Source organism: Janthinobacterium sp. SUN176, from assembly GCF_030587335.1.
GTDB lineage: Bacteria > Pseudomonadota > Gammaproteobacteria > Burkholderiales > Burkholderiaceae_D > Janthinobacterium > Janthinobacterium kumbetense.
In genome coordinates, this window is record NZ_JAPWIA010000001.1 from 931,698 (window position 1) to 947,653 (window position 15,956).

The 15,956-nt window shown below is 63.3% G+C and carries 16 protein-coding genes; 7 read left to right on the top strand and 9 right to left on the bottom strand.

Translation table 11 applies throughout. The annotated features are described in order from the left end of the window. Window positions 1–89 precede the first annotated feature (89 nt). The 6 genes from O3299_RS04335 to O3299_RS04360 are packed head-to-tail and all read right to left on the bottom strand — an operon-like array spanning window position 90 to window position 5,676. Window positions 90–527 (bottom strand): flagellar export protein FliJ, encoded by a 438-nt coding sequence (locus tag O3299_RS04335; RefSeq protein WP_077403163.1) that lies wholly within the window; start codon window positions 525–527, stop codon window positions 90–92. Window positions 528–535: 8 nt separating this feature from the next. Then, window positions 536–1,846 (bottom strand): flagellar protein export ATPase FliI, encoded by a 1,311-nt coding sequence (gene fliI / locus O3299_RS04340; protein WP_305061589.1) that lies wholly within the window; start codon window positions 1,844–1,846, stop codon window positions 536–538. Continuing rightward, a complete protein-coding gene (fliH, locus tag O3299_RS04345; protein ID WP_034787861.1) occupies window positions 1,843–2,532 on the bottom strand; it encodes a flagellar assembly protein FliH in 690 nt (229 codons plus the stop codon). The genes fliI and fliH overlap by 4 nt, the downstream gene beginning before the upstream one ends. Next, complete coding sequence (locus O3299_RS04350) at window positions 2,529–3,569, bottom strand: flagellar motor switch protein FliG (RefSeq protein ID WP_077403172.1); 1,041 nt, start codon at window positions 3,567–3,569, stop codon at window positions 2,529–2,531. The genes fliH and O3299_RS04350 overlap by 4 nt, the downstream gene beginning before the upstream one ends. Then, complete coding sequence (fliF, locus tag O3299_RS04355) at window positions 3,547–5,277, bottom strand: flagellar basal-body MS-ring/collar protein FliF (protein WP_077403175.1); 1,731 nt, start codon at window positions 5,275–5,277, stop codon at window positions 3,547–3,549. The genes O3299_RS04350 and fliF overlap by 23 nt, the downstream gene beginning before the upstream one ends. A gap of 60 nt (window positions 5,278–5,337) precedes the next feature. Beyond that, window positions 5,338–5,676 carry a flagellar hook-basal body complex protein FliE gene (locus tag O3299_RS04360; protein ID WP_034787870.1) on the bottom strand — a complete coding sequence of 113 codons (339 nt, stop codon included), beginning with the start codon at window positions 5,674–5,676 and terminating at the stop codon, window positions 5,338–5,340. Between the two features lie 551 nt (window positions 5,677–6,227). Between O3299_RS04360 and O3299_RS04365 the strand changes: the two genes are divergently transcribed. The 7 genes from O3299_RS04365 (at window position 6,228) to O3299_RS04395 (ending at window position 12,686) form a co-directional block, all read left to right on the top strand. Further along, on the top strand, window positions 6,228–7,106 hold the full coding sequence (locus O3299_RS04365) for a FliM/FliN family flagellar motor switch protein (protein ID WP_257218649.1): 879 nt from the start codon (window positions 6,228–6,230) through the stop codon (window positions 7,104–7,106). A gap of 1 nt (window position 7,107) precedes the next feature. Then, on the top strand, window positions 7,108–7,473 hold the full coding sequence (locus O3299_RS04370) for a FliM/FliN family flagellar motor switch protein (RefSeq protein ID WP_077403184.1): 366 nt from the start codon (window positions 7,108–7,110) through the stop codon (window positions 7,471–7,473). Continuing rightward, the gene (gene fliP, locus O3299_RS04375; protein ID WP_251349167.1) at window positions 7,470–8,240 is read left to right on the top strand and encodes a flagellar type III secretion system pore protein FliP; all 771 of its coding nucleotides are present in this window, start codon (window positions 7,470–7,472) and stop codon (window positions 8,238–8,240) included. The genes O3299_RS04370 and fliP overlap by 4 nt, the downstream gene beginning before the upstream one ends. A 3-nt stretch (window positions 8,241–8,243) precedes the next feature. Then, window positions 8,244–8,516, top strand: a complete 273-nt coding sequence (locus O3299_RS04380; protein ID WP_034757874.1) for a flagellar biosynthetic protein FliQ — start codon at window positions 8,244–8,246, stop codon at window positions 8,514–8,516. Window positions 8,517–8,527: 11 nt separating this feature from the next. Next, window positions 8,528–9,325 (top strand): flagellar biosynthetic protein FliR, encoded by a 798-nt coding sequence (locus O3299_RS04385; protein ID WP_077403190.1) that lies wholly within the window; start codon window positions 8,528–8,530, stop codon window positions 9,323–9,325. A 137-nt stretch (window positions 9,326–9,462) separates the two neighbouring features. Continuing rightward, window positions 9,463–10,602 (top strand): flagellar biosynthesis protein FlhB, encoded by a 1,140-nt coding sequence (locus O3299_RS04390; protein WP_077403194.1) that lies wholly within the window; start codon window positions 9,463–9,465, stop codon window positions 10,600–10,602. Next, window positions 10,599–12,686, top strand: a complete 2,088-nt coding sequence (locus O3299_RS04395) for a flagellar biosynthesis protein FlhA (RefSeq protein WP_251349166.1) — start codon at window positions 10,599–10,601, stop codon at window positions 12,684–12,686. Before O3299_RS04390 ends, O3299_RS04395 begins: the two co-directional genes overlap by 4 nt. 68 nt (window positions 12,687–12,754) lie before the next feature. On the opposite strand, the gene O3299_RS04400 is transcribed toward O3299_RS04395, so the two are convergent. The 3 genes from O3299_RS04400 to O3299_RS04410 all read right to left on the bottom strand — a co-directional run bounded on the left by O3299_RS04400 (window position 12,755) and on the right by O3299_RS04410 (window position 15,843). After that, window positions 12,755–13,855 carry a hypothetical protein gene (locus O3299_RS04400; protein ID WP_305061590.1) on the bottom strand — a complete coding sequence of 367 codons (1,101 nt, stop codon included), beginning with the start codon at window positions 13,853–13,855 and terminating at the stop codon, window positions 12,755–12,757. 56 nt (window positions 13,856–13,911) lie between these two features. Then, window positions 13,912–14,790: a flagellin gene (locus O3299_RS04405; RefSeq protein ID WP_099664379.1), complete on the bottom strand. Its 879-nt coding sequence runs from the start codon at window positions 14,788–14,790 to the stop codon at window positions 13,912–13,914. A gap of 174 nt (window positions 14,791–14,964) precedes the next feature. Then, complete coding sequence (locus O3299_RS04410) at window positions 14,965–15,843, bottom strand: flagellin (protein WP_077403203.1); 879 nt, start codon at window positions 15,841–15,843, stop codon at window positions 14,965–14,967. Between the last annotated feature and the right edge of the window lie 113 nt (window positions 15,844–15,956).

The window sequence follows — 15,956 nt, forward strand, 5'->3', positions numbered from 1 at the left end:
GCCAGACTCCTGAATAAAGGGATATACCGGTACAAGGCGACCCCCATTCCCGTTTTGTGAAGTTTTCCTGAAAGAAACTTACACAAACCTCATTTTACCTGCCCGCGGAACCAGAATTGCGTCGCCAGCTCGTCTTGCCGCTTGGCATCGACGCGTTGTTGCTCATTTGCAACATACTTTTGTTTCTGCGTGAGGACCTGGTCCAGCACTTCGCGCTTGGCCCAGGCCGTATTGAGTGCGCGTTGCGAAACGGCCATGTTGGCTTCGTGCAAATGCAGATCGGTACGGTGCTGGTCGGCCATCTGCATGACGGCTTGCTTGAAGTTGCCGCAGTTGACGGACAGGGCCAGGGGCAGGGCGCCGCTGGGGCCGCTATCCGTGTACAGGCCCGTCAGGCGTTCCAGGTTTTTCTGGTAGCGCTCGCGCACGGCCGTCTGCGCCGCCATTTCGCCTTGCAGGCGTTCCACTTCGGTGCTGCGCAGGCCGACCAGGGTGGTCAGGTTGCGGATGGTATGCGCGTCGCTCACGTATGCTCCTAGGCCATGATCTGTTCAAGTTGTTCGATGCACGGCCCCATCGGCGCCTCTTCCTTGGTGCCCTGGCACAGGAAGGCTTCGATGGGCGCGTGCAGCTGGACGGCGCGGTCGGTGATCGGGTCGGCGCCGGGCACGTAGGCGCCCAGCGGGATCAGGTCGCGCACGCGCGCATGGCGCGCCATCGACGCTTTCAGCGCGCGCGACGCCTGCATGTGGGTGGGCGTGATCACCTGCGCCATGCAGCGGCTGATCGAGGCGGCGATGTCGATGGCGGGGTAGTGGCCCCGCTCGGCCAGTTCGCGCGTGAGCACGATGTGGCCGTCGAGAATCGCGCGCGCCGTGTCGACCACGGGGTCCTGCTGGTCGTCGCCCTCGGCCAGCACCGTGTAGATGGCGCTCATGCTGCCGTCCGGGTGGGCGCCGTTGCCGGCGCTTTCCACCAGCTGCGGCAAGTTCGAAAACACGGACGGCGGATAGCCGCGCGTGGCCGGCGGCTCGCCCAGGGCCAGCGCCACTTCGCGCAAGGCCATCGCATAGCGCGTCAGCGAGTCGACCAGCAGCAGCACGTGCTTGCCCTGGTCGCGGTAGTGGGCGGCGATCGAATGGCACAGCTCGGTGGCCATGATGCGCATCAACGGCGATTCATCGGCCGGGGCGATCACCAGCACGGCTTTTTTCAAGCCTTCGGCGCCGAGCGACTTTTCGACGAATTCGCGCACTTCGCGGCCCCGTTCGCCGATCAGGCCGACGACGACGACATCGGCCACCGTCTGGCGCGTGATCAGGCCCAGCAGCACGCTCTTACCGACGCCGGAACCGGCCATCAGGCCCACGCGCTGGCCCTTGCCCAGGGTCAGCATGCTGTTGATGGCCCGCACGCCCACGTCCAGCGGCTCGACCACCGGTTGTTTCTTCAGGGGATTGATCTTCGGCGGCGTGACTTCCAGGATGTGTTCGCCGCCGAGGCGGCCCAGGTCGTCGATCGGCTCGCCCAGGCCATTCACCATGCGGCCCAGCCACGACGGGCCGATCTGCAGGCTGGCCTTGTCGGGCAAGGGCAGAACCCTGGCGCCCGTGGTCAGTCCTGTCGCCTTCTTGAACGGCATCAGGTAGGACAGTTTTTCGCGAAAACCGACGACTTGCGCATCGAGCCACTCGCCGCTCACAGTTTCAATTTGACAACGCTGGCCCGTGTGCAGGCGGCAGCCGGCGCTTTCCAGCAGCAGGCCGGAGGCGCCGACCAGGCGGCCGGTGGGTGTCGCGACCGGGATATCGCCGATCTCGAAGCTGCGCAGCGTGTCGGCGATCATGCAGGCGCGCCCTGGTCCGCGTGTTCGGCGGCCAGCGCCAGGTGGCTGCTGACTTGTTCCATGCAGGCCGACAGGCGCTGATGGCAGCCCGCGTCGACTTCATTGTCGCCCGCCTTGATGCGGCATTCGCCCGCGTCCAGACGCGCGTCGGCGATCAGGTTCCAGCGCTTGGCGCGCTTCGGATCGAGTTCGCTGATGCGTTTGAGTTCTTCCGGATTGAGGAAGACGTCGATTTCCTCGCGCGTGGGCGGCATCGAGGCCAGGGTCTCGTCGACCAGGGCCAGCAATTGCACCGGCTGCAGCGCCAGTTCCGCGCGGATCACCTGGCGCGCCACCTTGGCCACCAGGTCGACCACTTCCTTGCGCTGCGCTTCGCGGTAATCGGCGCGTACTTTTTTCAGGTCGCGCAGGATGGCGTCGACGGGGCGCGCCAGGCGGTCCAGCGCCACCAGGGTTTCATTGCGGCCTTCTTCGCGGCCCTGCGCCATGCCGTCGTTGCGTCCGGTGTCGTAGCCGTCCTGCTGGCCTTGCACCAGGCCCACTTCGTAGCCGTCGCGCTGGCCCTGCTCGAAGCCTTCCGAGACGGACGCCTGCCACTGCCCATCCGTGTCCTCGTTGGAGGCACGTTGGCCGGCGGCGATGAATTGCGACAGGGGCGGGAAACGATACGAGCGGAAGTGTTTCATTCGATCACCGCTTCGGCAAACAGTTGCACTTCGATCTCGCCCGCATCGGCGAGGCCCTTGACGGTGGCCATGATTTCCTGGCGCGTCTGTTCGATACGGCTCAAAGGCACGGGGCCGGAACGGCGCATCATGTCTTCGAAGCTCTGCGCCTGGCGGCGCGGCATGGTTTTCAGCACGGCGTCGCGGATCGACGGTTCCGCGCCCTTGAGGGCGATGGCCCACTGTTCCATCGGCACGTCTTCCAGGATGCGCGTGAGCGTGACATCGCTCTGCGTGGCCAGGATCAGGAAGTCGTACATGCTCAGTTCGATTTCCGACACCACTTCCGGGTCGTGCGCGCGCAGCAGTTCGACCAGCGCGGCGCGGTTGCCCGGCATGCGGTTGAGAATCTCGGCCGCCTGGCGGATGCCTTCCACGCTGGTGCTTTGCGTGTCGAGCGTGCCCAGGCAGCGCCCCACCAGTTCGTCGAGCTCGACCAGCAGGTCGCGGTCGATCTCGTCCAGGCGCGCCAGGTTCAGCAAGACCAGGTCGCGGCCTTCGACGGGCAGGGCGTCGAGGATCTGGCCGGCCAGCGCGGGCGGCAGGAAGGCCAGGAACACGGCTTGCATCTGCACGTGTTCATTGACGATGTATTCGGCCAGCCATTTTGGCGAAGCCCACTGCAGGCGCGCCATCTTGGGGCGGATCGCATCGCCGTAGATGTTGTTCAGCACGCTATTTGCGATATCGCTGCCCAGCGCCATGTCCAGCGAACGCTTCAGGTAGCTGCGCGAGGCGCCGTGCACGCCGCTTTGCTGGCGGTAGTCGTCGAAGAAGGTCTGCATCGCCGTTTTCACGGATTCGACCTTGATGCCGCTCATGCGCGACATCACTTGCGTGACTTCCAGCAATTCTTCGCGCGACAGGCAGCGCAGCACGTTGGCCGCCTGCTCTTCGCCTATGCTCAGCAGCACGATGGCAGCCTGTTCCACGGGGTTCAGGCTGGCGCTTTCGTATTCGGCGCCGTCGGAGGGATTATTGTTGTTGAGTTCGGCCATTTTTCTGCATCCATTGTTTGACGACTTCGGCGACACGCTCGGGTTCTTTTTCAGCCAGCACTTTCAGGTGGTCGACCATCACGTCGACCGCCGAGCCAGGTGGCGGCAAGTCATAGTTTTCCAGCAGCGGCACGACCGGCATGCTGCCGCCGGCGGCTTCGCCTTCGAGCGCCAGCGGTGTGCCATTCACGCCCAGGGCTGGCGCGCCGGCAACGGCCGCGCCATTCGCGCCGGCGGCGGCGCTGCCGCCCAGCGCCAGGGCAGGGTCGAGCTGTTTCAGTGCAGGCGGCGCCAGGCGCGTGGTCAGCAGGCGCAGCAGCGGACGCAGGATCAGGAAGTAGCCGAGGATGGCGCCCAGGGCGTACAGCAGCCAGCTGCTGAAATCGACGACGGTGTCGCGCTCTTCCCACCACTGCGCCACGGGCGGCTTGGCGGGGAAGGCCAGCGCCGTCAGGCTCAGGCTGTCGCCGCGCTGGGCGTTGATGCCCAGGCCGCTGTTGAGCATTTTTTCAATATTGCCCAGTTCGGCAGGAGTCCAGCCCGTTTTCGGGTTCGGTGCGGCGGCGCTGTTGAGGACCACGGCGACGCTGAGTTTTTCCAGGCGGCCACGGCTGCGCTTGATCTGCGTGATGCTGCGGTCGTAGGCGTACTGGCGCGTGGTGGCGTTCTTGCGGGCCGTGCCGTCGTCGGACGGCTTTGGCGCGCCGTCGGCGGGTGCGGCGCCGGCGGCGTCGGCCGGTGCCGGCACGGCCGCCGCCGGCGGACGGTTCGACAGGCTGCCGGGAATGCCGGCCACGGTGCGGTTGCGTTCCTGCTCTTCGCGCATCGCTTCGCTCGTCACTTTCGGGGCTTCGCCGTATTTTTCCAGCGTTTCGTCCACGCGGTCGTTGTTCACGGCGGCCGTCACGCTGAGCTTGAAGTTGTCTTCGCCGATGACGGGGCCGAGCAAGCCCGTGACGTTGCGGCGGATTTCATCCTGGAAACGTTTCGCGCCTTCATTGCCGGCGGCCGAGGCGTCGAAGCCGTCCGTCAGGTCGACGTGCGCGGACAGCAGGTTGCCGCCCTGGTCGACCAGGCTCACGCGCGTTGGCGCCAGGCTGGCGACGCTGCCGGCCACCATGTTGATGACGGCGGCGATCTGTTCCGGCGCCAGGGTGCGGCCCGGCTTCAGCGCCACGACGATCGAGGCGGACGATTTGTCGCCGTCGCTGGCGACGAACGATGTCGATTTCGCAATCGACAGATGGACGCGCGCCGAAGCGATCGCGTCCATCGTCATGATGCTTTGCGCCAGTTCGCCTTCCAGGCCGCGGCGGAAGCGCACGTCCTGCACGAACTGCGATACGCCCAGCGGGTCATTCTTATCCATCAGCTCCAGGCCGGCCGGCAGTTGCGCCGTCACGCCCTTCGAGGCGAGCAGCATGCGCACCTTGCCCAGCATCGCGTCGGGCACCAGCACCTGGCCGCTGTCCGGATGCAGGCGGTAGGGGATGTGTTCGGCGTCCAGCGTGGCCATCATGTCCGTCACGGCCACTTTTTCGCGCGCGCCAAACACCGGCTTGTAGTTGGCCTGGTCGCGCCAGGCATACATGGTCACCATGGCGGTGATGCCGATGGCCAGCACGACGATGGGAACCAGGTTTTTCAGCAGGGCGGGCGGGATGGCGGGCTGGGCACCAAGGCGCCAGCGCGCAAATGCGGACTTCATGGGGGTAATCACTTGGGGTAACTTTCGCTGGGAGGCTGGGCGTGGATCAGGACGTGAAGATTACAGAGGCAGTTTGATGAGTTCGTCGACGGCGCCCATGACCTTGTTGCGCACTTGCATCAACATGGAGAAGGACAGGCTCGCTTCCTGGCTGGCCAGCATGGCGCCGACCATGTCGTCGCTCTTGCCGCTGTCGACGTCGCTCATTTTCTGCGCCGCCATGCGGTCATCGCCGTTGACCTTGCCGATGGCGTCTTTCATGCTTTGCGCAAAGGAGAAGCCGGATTGTTCCGGCGCGCCGAACTGGGCGGCGGGCGCGATGCTGGCGCCCAGGGCGCGCGCGTCATTGCTCAGTGCTGCCAGATCGGCCTTGATCAGACCTGCGAGTTCGTTGCTCATCGTGCCCTCTACTTTCAATATGCGGTGACGTATCAATCAGAAATTACTGGTGTTGCCATTCCGGCAGGCATGACATCCCGCGCCATCTTGCCCGGCCCGCTTGCAGGGCCCATCAGTTTTATCAGTTGCCACACCATCCGCTCAAGCAGATTCAAACAAACCCGGCAGACCTGCGCCGACGTGATTCACATGGCCATGACAACTAATAATTATCTGATAAAAGTTTCTTCTGGTGGCAATAAGCGGGACTGGAAACTGCCATAAAAACCGGAATCAGGTAAGCGGAATGGCGCACTGCAAATCTATATTTTGTCGCTATAAGCTTACCTCGCGGCAACTATAAAGTAAAGAGAGGATTGCCTCAAGGAATATTGATACATGGCAATATTTAGCTTTTTCATGTATTGTTCAGCACCGTAGTCATCCAGCATGCGATACGATGCGCAATCGTTTGCTTGCAGACCGGTACGCCAGGTCAAGATGATGCTGTATTTAATTTCGGGCGATCCGTATAATTTGTTCTGCCACCGCAATACCGACATGACCACTACATGACAATCCTTACCAAGACAGATCAAACTGTGCGCCATCAAGTCCTCGATTCCTGTCTGCTTGGACGTCCTGTCCATTTGCTGCATGTATTCGGCGCCCAGCTGCGCGACGACCTGGCCGTGGCCCTGCGCCAGCCGATGAGTCGCCGCTACTGGGGGAATTTCCAGATCGATGCCGTGACCTTGTCGCGCGTGGAAAACGAGGACAGCGTGAACCGCTGGCTGAGTTTCTCCACGCCGGCCAGCCAGACGGGCTTTGCCCTCGAACGGCAGATACTCTTGAGCGTGCTGAACTATCGCTATGGTAGTGCCGGCGCCAAGGGCGCGCTGCCCGATCCGGCGCAGGTGCGCGTGACGGCCACGGAAGAGCGCCTCGCTGTGGTGCTTGGACAACAGTTGGTGAACAGTTTGTTCTCCCGCGTGCACAAGAACCTGCAAACCCTGGGCAAAAGCAGCGACATCGACACCAGTGCCGAGGTCGCCGCGCAGTCGGGCGTGCATCCGGCACGTGGCAGCTGGATCGTCACGGTGGCGCTCAGCGACGTCGAGGCGGGGCAGAGCGGCCAGTTCTGGTTCTCGCTGGACAAGCGCCTGATGGCCGACGTGCTGCGCGGCTTGCTGCCCGAGCGCGCGCAGGCGAAGAAAGCCTTGCGCGGCAGCGTGCGTCCGCTCGCGTCGCGCCTGCAAGTGACCCTGGAAGGCCGGCTCGTCAGCAAACAGGTGCAGCTGGGCGCCTTGTTCGACTTGCGCGTCGGCGACGTGATTCCCGTTAGCCTCAGCCGCACCGACGTCATGCTCGACGACTCCCGTCTCTTTACAGCTGCTGTTTCCGAACACAAGGGCAAGCTCTGTTTAACCTCCTTTGAAGATGTCGAATAATATGAATATGACCGATACCAACCAGAGCGAAACCCTGCTGGAAGACCTGGGCGATGACATGATCATCGACCAGGGCGATGTGTCCGACGTGGCCAGCGGCCGCGCGCGGCGCGACATTCCGCAGATGATGCGCAAGATTCCCGTCACCCTGACCCTGGAAGTGGGCTCGGCCCGCATTTCGCTGGAAGAATTGATGGCCATCGGCCCGGAAAGCGTGATCGAACTCGACATGCTGGCCGGCGAACCGCTGGTGATCAAGGTCAACGGCACGCCGATCGGCCGTGCCGAAGTGGTGGTGGCCGGCGAGAACTATGGCCTGAAAGTCATCGACCTCGACGGCCTCAATCTCGACCTGATGACAGCATGAAGCTGGCGGTACCCGGCTTGAGCCGGCGCCGCGGCGCGCTGGCTGCCGCGCTGGCTGTTCCCGTTCTGATGCTGTGCTGCAACGCCGCTGGCGCGCAGGACCTGCTGTCCGGCGTGGTGCCGGGCGCGAAGACCGACCTGTCGGTGAAGATGCAGATCCTCGTCGTCATGACCCTGCTCGGGCTGCTGCCCGTGATGGTCATGATGATGACCAGCTTTACCCGCTTCGTCATCGTGCTGTCCCTGCTGCGCCAGGCCCTGGGCCTGCAGCAGGGCTTGCCCAACCGCATCGTCACGGGCATCGCCCTGATCCTCACCCTGCTGGTCATGCGCCCCATCGGCGACCAGGTGTGGAAGGAAGCGTTCGTGCCGTACGACCGCGACCAGATCGGCATGCAGGAAGCGCTGAAGATCGCCGAAGTGCCGATTTCGCGCTTCATGCTGGCGCAGACGAGCAAGGCCGCGCTGGCGCAGATCGCGCACCTGGCCGGCGAACCGTCGACCATGCGCCCGCAAGACCACAGTTTCACGGTCAAGCTGGCCGCGTTTGTGTTGTCCGAACTCAAGACGGCGTTCCAGATCGGGTGCATGCTGTTCATACCGTTCCTCATCATCGATCTGGTGGTGGCGTCCGTGCTGATGGCCATGGGCATGATGATGCTCTCGCCGCTGGTGATTTCGCTGCCGTTCAAGCTGCTGCTGTTCGTGCTCGTCGACGGCTGGACCCTGACCGTCAACACGCTCGTTACCAGCATACAGGGCTATTGATCCATGTTTACCCCTGAAGTCGCCGTCGACCTGATCATCGAAGCGCTGCACGTCGTGATGCTGCTGGTGGTGATCCTGGTCGTGCCCGGTTTGCTCATGGGCTTGCTGGTCGCGCTGGTGCAGGCGGCCACCTCGATCAATGAACAGACCATGAGTTTCTTGCCGCGCCTGCTGGTCACCCTGCTGGCCCTGATCCTGGCCGGCCGCTGGATGGCCGGTTACCTGATGGATTATTGCGTGTCCATTTTTCAGCGCGCCGCCACCCTGGTCGGATAGCGCCGCGCGCCATGGATCAGATTTTCAATCAGGTGCTGCCGTTTCTGCTGGCCGTGTGGTGGCCGTTCTGCCGCATCCTGGCCATGCTCAGCGCCTCGCCCGTGATCGGCGACGCCATGGTGCCCGTCCCCGTGCGGGTGCTGCTGTCGCTGGTGCTGGCGATCCTGATGCTGCCCGTGATGCAGGCGTCGGGCATCTCGCAGGACTTGCTGAAGATCGATCCGTTTTCCCTGCACGCCGCCGTCGCCACCCTGGAGCAGGCCATCATCGGCTTCGTCCTCGGCCTGGCCTTCCACTTCGCCATGTCCGTCATGTCGGTGCTCGGTTACCTGGTGTCGAGCCAGGTGGGCTTTTCCATGGCCGTCATGAACGACCCGCTCAATGGCACCTCGTCGGACGTGATCACGGGGATGCTCACCATCATGTGCATGATCGTGTTTTTCGCCATCGACGGCCACCTCGTGCTGACGGGCGTGATCGGCGCCAGTTTCACGGCCTGGCCCGTGGGGCAGGGCTACGGGCCGCTGCTGCTGCAGACGGTGGCGTATAACGTGGCGTGGATTTTCGCCGCCGCCATGCTGCTGGCCTTGCCCATCGTCTTTTCCACCATGGTGGTGCAGCTGGGCTTTGGCTTCCTGAACCGCGTGGCGCCGTCGCTGAACCTGTTTTCGCTGGGTTTTTCCATGATCACCGTGTTCGGCCTGCTGATGCTGGGGCAGATCGTGCGCTTTATCCCCGAGCACTACATCGCCATGACGAATCGCGTGCTGGAAATGATCGCCGAACAGATGCGGGTGGCCCATGGATAGCGCACGTGCCAACAAGCTGCTGCGCAGTCCACTTCCGGGCATCCGTTGCTCGCTGTACCTCCGTACAGCTGCGCTACTCAACCCGGCATTGAACTTGCTCGCTACGCTTGTAGGGCACGTGCGGAAAGGTGTGGTCCATGGCGGATAGCAGCACGGGCGACAAGACAGAAAAGGCGTCACAGCAAAAGCTGAAGAAATCGCGCCAGGAAGGGCAGGTGGTGCGTTCGCGCGACCTGTCGACGGCGCTGGGCATCCTGATCAGCATGAAGGTCTTCATTTACCTGCTGCCAAGCTATCTGCTGAGCTTTCGCGAGCTGTTCGCCATGGCTTTCATGCCGCTCGATAGCAAGGGCGCGCTGGAAAATGCCATGTCGATGGCGTTTACGACGTCGGTGGGCTTGCTGATCAAGATGATCGTGCCGCTGTTTTGCGTGCCCCTGTTCGTCGTGCTCGGCTCCTTGATCCCTGGCGGCTGGGTCATCAGCACGAAGAACTGGATGCCGAAGATGGAGCGTCTGAGCCCGGCCAAGAACCTGGGCCGTCTGTTTGCGCCCAAGCATGCTTTTGAATTCGGCCTGTCCATCGCCAAGGCCGCCGTGCTGGGCATGGTGCTCGTGCATGTGAGCCGCTCCAGCCTGACGCAGTACGTGGATTTGCAACACCGGCCCCTGCAGCAGGCCATGCTCGACGGCTCGGCGCTGATGCTCGACGGCTTGATGGCGCTCATTTCCGTCTTTGTCCTGTTTGCCATCATCGACGTGCCGGCGCAGGCGTTCTTCTTTGCCCGCAACCAGCGCATGAGCAAGCAGGATGTCAAGGAAGAACATAAAAGCAGCGAAGGGCGTCCCGAAGTGCGCCAGCGCATCCGCCAACTGCAGCAGCAGATCGGCCGGCGCAGCGTGCGCAAGACCGTGCCCGACGCCGACGTGGTGATCGTCAATCCCGAGCATTACGCCGTTGCATTGAAGTATGACCAGGACCGCGCCGAGGCGCCGTTTGTCGTTGCCAAGGGCGTCGACGAGATGGCGCTGTATATCCGGCAAGTGGCGAAGGAACACGATATTGAAACGCTGGAGTTGCCGCCGCTGGCGCGCGCCATCTACAACACCAGCCAGGTGCAGCAGCAGATTCCCGTGCAGCTGTACCAGGCCGTGTCGCAGGTGCTCAACTACATCCTGCAGCTGAAAGCATTCCGTTCTGGGCAGCGCGCTGCCCAGCCCCCATTTCCCACCGAGGTGGTCGTGCCATCTCATTTGAGCGAGGTAGTACCTTCATGAATTTCCTGAACCGGTTGGTTGCCGAAATGCGCCGCCACAAGTTCGCCACGCCGCTGTTCCTGCTGGTGATCCTGGCAATGATCATCCTGCCGCTGCCGCCGGTGCTGCTCGATATCTTGTTCACTTTCAATATCGTGCTGGCACTGATCGTCATCCTCGTCAGCGTATCGGCCAAGCGGCCGCTCGATTTCTCCGTCTTCCCGACGGTGATCCTGGCCACCACCATGCTCAGGCTGACACTGAACGTGGCATCGACGCGCGTGGTGCTGCTGCACGGCCACACGGGCGCGGATGCGGCCGGTAAGGTGATCGAGGCGTTTGGTAACGTCGTGATCGGCGGCAACTTCGTCGTCGGTATCGTGGTCTTCGTGATCTTGATGATTATCAACTTCGCCGTCGTCACCAAGGGCGCCGAGCGTATATCGGAAGTGTCCGCGCGCTTTACCCTCGATGCCTTGCCGGGCAAGCAGATGGCCATCGATGCCGACCTGAACGCCGGCCTGATCAACCAGGAAAAAGCCCAGATCCGCCGCAAGGACGTGGCCGCCGAAGCGGATTTCTACGGCGCCATGGACGGCGCGTCGAAGTTCGTGCGCGGCGACGCCGTTGCCAGTATCCTGATTTTGATCATCAACATGGTGGGCGGCGTGGCCATCGGCTCGCTGATGCACGACCTGTCGTTCGGCGACGCTTTCCGCCAGTATGCACTGCTGACCATCGGCGATGGCCTGGTGGCGCAGATTCCGGCGCTGCTGCTGTCGGCTGCGGCCGCCATCCTGGTCACCCGCATCAGCGATTCGGGCGACTTCGAACAGCAAGTGGCAGGCCAGGTGCTGACGTCGCCGACGGTGATCTTCAGCGCGGCCGGCATGATGGTGGCGCTGGCCCTGATTCCGGGCATGCCGTGGTTCATGTTCATGACCTTTGCGGCCGTGCTGGCCTTCGTGGCCTGGCGTTTGACCAAGCGCGTGAAGGGACCGGACGCGGCCGGCATGGCGGCCATCGAGGCAGCCTTGCGCGAGGAGCGCCCGGCCGAGCTGGAGTGGCAGCAACTGCCTGCCGTGCAGCCGCTGATGGTGATGCTAGGCTATAAACTGGTCGGCATGGTTGATAAAACGCAAGGCGAACCGTTGAACAAGCGCGTCAAGGGCGTGCGCCAGAGCCTGTCTGAAGCGATGGGCTTGCTGCTGCCGAATATCGGCGTGCGCGACGACCTGGCCCTGAAGCCGTCGCAATACGCGATCGTGCTGTCGGGCACCGTGGTGGCGCAGGCGGAAGTGCAGGCCGACCGCCTGATGGCGATCCCGTCGCCGAACGTGTATGGCCAGCTGGACGGCATTCCCGGCATCGAGCCGGCCTACGGCATGCCCGTCACGTGGATCGAGCCGGGCGAGAAGGCGCATGCGCTGGGTCTCGGCTACCAGGTCATCGAGGCGCCCAGCGTGATCGCCACGCACTTGTCGAAAATGGTGCGCGAATACTTGCCGGAACTGTTCCGCCACGAAGACGTCTCGAACATGATGGAACGCCTGACGGCCCTGTCGCCCAAGCTCGCCGGCGCGCTGGACAAGGCGCTCACGCACACGCAGCTGTTGCGCGTGTTCCGCGTCTTGCTGGCGGAAAATGTGTCACTGAAGGATATCGTGCCCATCGCTACCACCTTGCTCGACAGTTCGGAAACGACCAAGGACCCGATCCTGCTGGCGGCCGAGGTGCGCTGCGCGCTGCGACGCCAGATCGTCAGCGGCCTGTTCGGCCAGAAGATGGAAATGCAGGCGTTTAACCTGGGCGGCGAACTGGAAAACATGCTGCTCGGCTCGCTGAACCAGGCGCGCCAGGCAGGCAAGGTGACTTTGGATAACTATCCGATCGATCCGCACCTGCTGTCGCAGCTGCAAGTGAACATGCCGGTGGCGCGCGAGCAGATGAAGCAGCAGGCCACGCCGCCGCTGTTGCTGGTGCTGCCGCAGATCCGTCCGCTGCTGGCCCGCTATGCGCGCCTGTTCGCGCCTGGCCTGCATGTGCTGTCGTACAACGAAATCCCGGAAAACCGCGAAGTGAGCATCATCGGCACGGTGGGATAAAACGCTGGCATGAAAAGAAAAACGGCGCTGCGGGCGCCGTTTTCTTATGCTGTATCAATTCTGTTGCGTCAATCCTGCTCGTCGATGGGCGGCAGCAGGTCGTGCTCCTGGCCGTCGGCCAGCAGCAGCACGGTGCGGCCTTGCGCCGTTTCTTCTTCGTCGCCATAGTCGTAACCGAGCGGCGCCGCCACTTCCTTCGAAACGATGATGGTTTCCTCTTCGGCCACGTTCGCGGGGGCCGCGGGCGCATCGGGATCGGCCGCCGCTTCCGCTTCCGGCTGCGTCAGCAGCAGCGCCACTTCGGCCATGGCGCGGAACAGGGCCAGCGACAGCGAGGCGGCGCCCGCCTGCATCGGGTAATTGCCGTGCACGCGCTGCGCGTGCAGCTGGCGGTTCAGGCGGCAGCGCACGACGCGCAGGCCGGCGCGCCGCACGGCGTCGGCGATCTCGGGCAGGGCCAGGCGCACATGGCGCAATGCGGCTTCCTCGTCGGCGGCCAGCTCCAGCAGCACGCCGTCGCCGGACGGTTCCATCTGGATCACGACCCGGCCGATGCCGATGATGATCAGTTCGACGCGCAGCGCCACCTTGCCGCGCCGTCGGGGCGTTGCATCGTCTTCCTCGTCGCTGGCCAGCACGCGCAGCAGCAGGCGCTGGCCGCCCCAGCCATACACGGCGAAGCGCCACGCCTCGCTGTCGACCGTCAACGGCGGGCGGGCGCCTTCGCGCAGCAGGGCTGGTTGCTGCTCGGCCATGAACAGGTTGCCCGGCACGTGCTGGCCGCGCGCCTGTTCCTGCAAGGCAGCATATTGCTCGCCATACGTCTTGACCATCACGCGCCACGAGGCGGCCAGCTGCGCCGCGTCGGGCGGCTGCCAGACCAGCTGGCGCGTGAAGAACAGTTGATTGACTTGCATGGCGCTGCTGTCGCGCGGCATGGCGCCGCCCGCCCCGTCGGCATTCGGCTTGATGAGGGACGCCAGGCTGTCCTGTCCCTGCTGTTGCAGCTGGGCGGGCAGGGTGCCGGCGTCGGGCGCGGGCGCCATGTAGGGGCCGATGGGCACCAGCGGCTGGACCACGCCCGGCACCATCGGCGTGGCGGGGCTGACGTCGAAGCGCTGGGTAATCAGGGGAACCGGGTTGCCCGATGAAATGCGGTCTATCGCCATGCCACTGTGTCCAGATGAAAGTCTATAAGAGCCGGTGAATCAGGCGGTATCAGCCATCATGGCTGCAACAGGGACAGTATCATTTTCTGCATGCTCTGGCTTTGCTTGAGCATCGCCGTGCTCGCCTGCAGCAACATTTGTGCCGACACCATGTTGGCGCTTTCCGCCGCGTAATCGACATCCATGATGCGGCCGATGGCGGCCTTGGTATTGGTGACCATGTTGGCCAGGTTGTTGTGCACGTGGTCGAGGCGGTTGGCCGCCGCGCCCAGGGCCGAGCGCACGCCGCCGACCTGGTCGAGCGCTGCCGCCAGCTGGTCGATCATGTTGTTGGCGCTGCCATTCGTGCCGATTTCGCTGCCGGCCGTGCCGCTGGCGGCAAAGTTGGCCGAAATGGCTTTCAGCAAGGTGTCCAGGCCGCCCATCTTGCCTGACACGTCGAACTGCATGGTTTCGCTGCTGCTGGCGCCGATCTGGAAGGTCATCGCCTCCGACAAGGTGCCCTTGCCGGCACTGCCGTTGCCCAGCAGCAAGCCGCCGCCGTAGGAAGTGTTGGTCATGACGTTGTACAGCTCGAGCCCCAGCGCATCGTATTCGGACTGCATGGCGTCGCGGTCGGTCTGGTTGGACGAAGCGTCGGCCGCCTGCGTGGCCAGGTCTTTCATGCGCACCAGCATGTCGGTGACTTCGCCAAACGCGCCTTCGGCCGTCTGCAGCATCGAGGTGCTGTTCTGCGTGTTGCGCATGGCCACCGTCATGCCGCTGACCTGGGCGCTGAGGCGCGTGGCGATCTGCAAGCCGGCGGCGTCGTCCATGGCCGAGTTGATGCGAAAGCCGGTGGACAGGCGCTGCATCGACGTCGCCAGCCGGCTTTGCGCACTGGCGGCGGCGCTTTGGGCGTACATTGCGGCGATATTGGTGTGAATGCTCAGCACAAGGCGGCTCCGGTGGGCGGTGAGGGTGAATCGGGTCTACCTTGTATAGGCGACTGCGCCGTCCGCATTGTTAAATCGAAAGGCAATATAGTCAAATAAATACGTTTCGCGCATAAAAAAAAGCCAGACCGCAGTCTGGCTTGGCGTTGCTGGCCGCAAGCGGCCCGGCAAAGATTATTGCAGCAAGGACATGACCATCGAGGACATGCTGTTGCTTTGTTTCAGCATCGCGGTGCCGGCTTGCAGCAGCATTTGCGACGAGGTCATGTTCGAGCTTTCGGTGGCGAAGTCGACGTCCATGATACGGCCGGTAGCGGCCTTGGTGTTGGTGGCGATGTTCGACAGGTTGCTGTTGACGTGGTCGAGGCGGTTGGCGGCGGCGCCCAGGGAGGAGCGGATCGTGCCGACATTGTCGATGGCATTTTTCAGCAGGTCGATCGTGGCGTTTGCCGTGCCGGTCAGTTCCGTGCCGACGCCGGCGCTGGTTGCCTTGAAGTTGTTGGCGGACAGGCCTTTCAGCGCGCCGTCCAGCGTGACCATGCCTGCTTGCACGGTGAAGTCCATGGTTTCCGACTTGGCGGCGCCGATCTGGAAGGTCATCTTGGCTTCCGACAGGGTGCCCTTGCCGGTCGTGCCGTCGCCCAGCAGATTCTGGCCGCCGAACGTGGTATTGGTCATCACGTTGTACAGTTCCAGGCCCAGCGCGTCGTATTCGGCTTGCATGGCGGTTTTGTCGGCCGTGTTCGACGAAGCATCGGCAGCTTGCGTGGCCAGATCTTTCATGCGCACCAGCATGTTGGTGACTTCACCGAACGCGCCTTCAGCCGTTTGCAGCATCGAGGTGCTGTTTTGCGTGTTGCTCATGGCGACCGTCATGCCGCTGGTCTGTGCTTTCAGGCGGGTGGCGATCTGCAGGCCGGCAGCGTCGTCCATTGCCGAGTTGATGCGGTAGCCGGTCGACAGGCGGGTCATCGAGGTCGACAGTTGCGATTGGGTCTTGGCGATCGAGTTCTGTGCGGACAGCGATGCGTTGTTGGTGTGAAGGCTCAGCATTGTATTGCTCCTGGTAAGTGAATTCGTCGAGCGGCAGGTAATTTCTTGCCCTCACCCCTACAAGGCGACAGGGGAGCGTCTTTCATTAAATTCCACATGGAAATTTTTTATCT

What these genes read in the sequence shown, in the direction of transcription:
- fliI (WP_305061589.1), bottom strand. Translation starts at nt 1,846, where the DNA reads ATGATCGCCGACACGCTGCGCAGCTTCGAGATCGGCGATATCCCGGTC.
- fliH (WP_034787861.1), bottom strand. Translation starts at nt 2,532, where the DNA reads ATGAAACACTTCCGCTCGTATCGTTTCCCGCCCCTGTCGCAATTCATC.
- O3299_RS04350 (WP_077403172.1), bottom strand. Translation starts at nt 3,569, where the DNA reads ATGGCCGAACTCAACAACAATAATCCCTCCGACGGCGCCGAATACGAA.
- fliF (WP_077403175.1), bottom strand. Translation starts at nt 5,277, where the DNA reads ATGAAGTCCGCATTTGCGCGCTGGCGCCTTGGTGCCCAGCCCGCCATC.
- O3299_RS04360 (WP_034787870.1), bottom strand. Translation starts at nt 5,676, where the DNA reads ATGAGCAACGAACTCGCAGGTCTGATCAAGGCCGATCTGGCAGCACTG.
- O3299_RS04365 (WP_257218649.1), top strand. Translation starts at nt 6,228, where the DNA reads ATGACAATCCTTACCAAGACAGATCAAACTGTGCGCCATCAAGTCCTC.
- O3299_RS04370 (WP_077403184.1), top strand. Translation starts at nt 7,108, where the DNA reads ATGAATATGACCGATACCAACCAGAGCGAAACCCTGCTGGAAGACCTG.
- fliP (WP_251349167.1), top strand. Translation starts at nt 7,470, where the DNA reads ATGAAGCTGGCGGTACCCGGCTTGAGCCGGCGCCGCGGCGCGCTGGCT.
- O3299_RS04380 (WP_034757874.1), top strand. Translation starts at nt 8,244, where the DNA reads ATGTTTACCCCTGAAGTCGCCGTCGACCTGATCATCGAAGCGCTGCAC.
- O3299_RS04385 (WP_077403190.1), top strand. Translation starts at nt 8,528, where the DNA reads ATGGATCAGATTTTCAATCAGGTGCTGCCGTTTCTGCTGGCCGTGTGG.
- O3299_RS04390 (WP_077403194.1), top strand. Translation starts at nt 9,463, where the DNA reads ATGGCGGATAGCAGCACGGGCGACAAGACAGAAAAGGCGTCACAGCAA.
- O3299_RS04395 (WP_251349166.1), top strand. Translation starts at nt 10,599, where the DNA reads ATGAATTTCCTGAACCGGTTGGTTGCCGAAATGCGCCGCCACAAGTTC.
- O3299_RS04400 (WP_305061590.1), bottom strand. Translation starts at nt 13,855, where the DNA reads ATGGCGATAGACCGCATTTCATCGGGCAACCCGGTTCCCCTGATTACC.
- O3299_RS04410 (WP_077403203.1), bottom strand. Translation starts at nt 15,843, where the DNA reads ATGCTGAGCCTTCACACCAACAACGCATCGCTGTCCGCACAGAACTCG.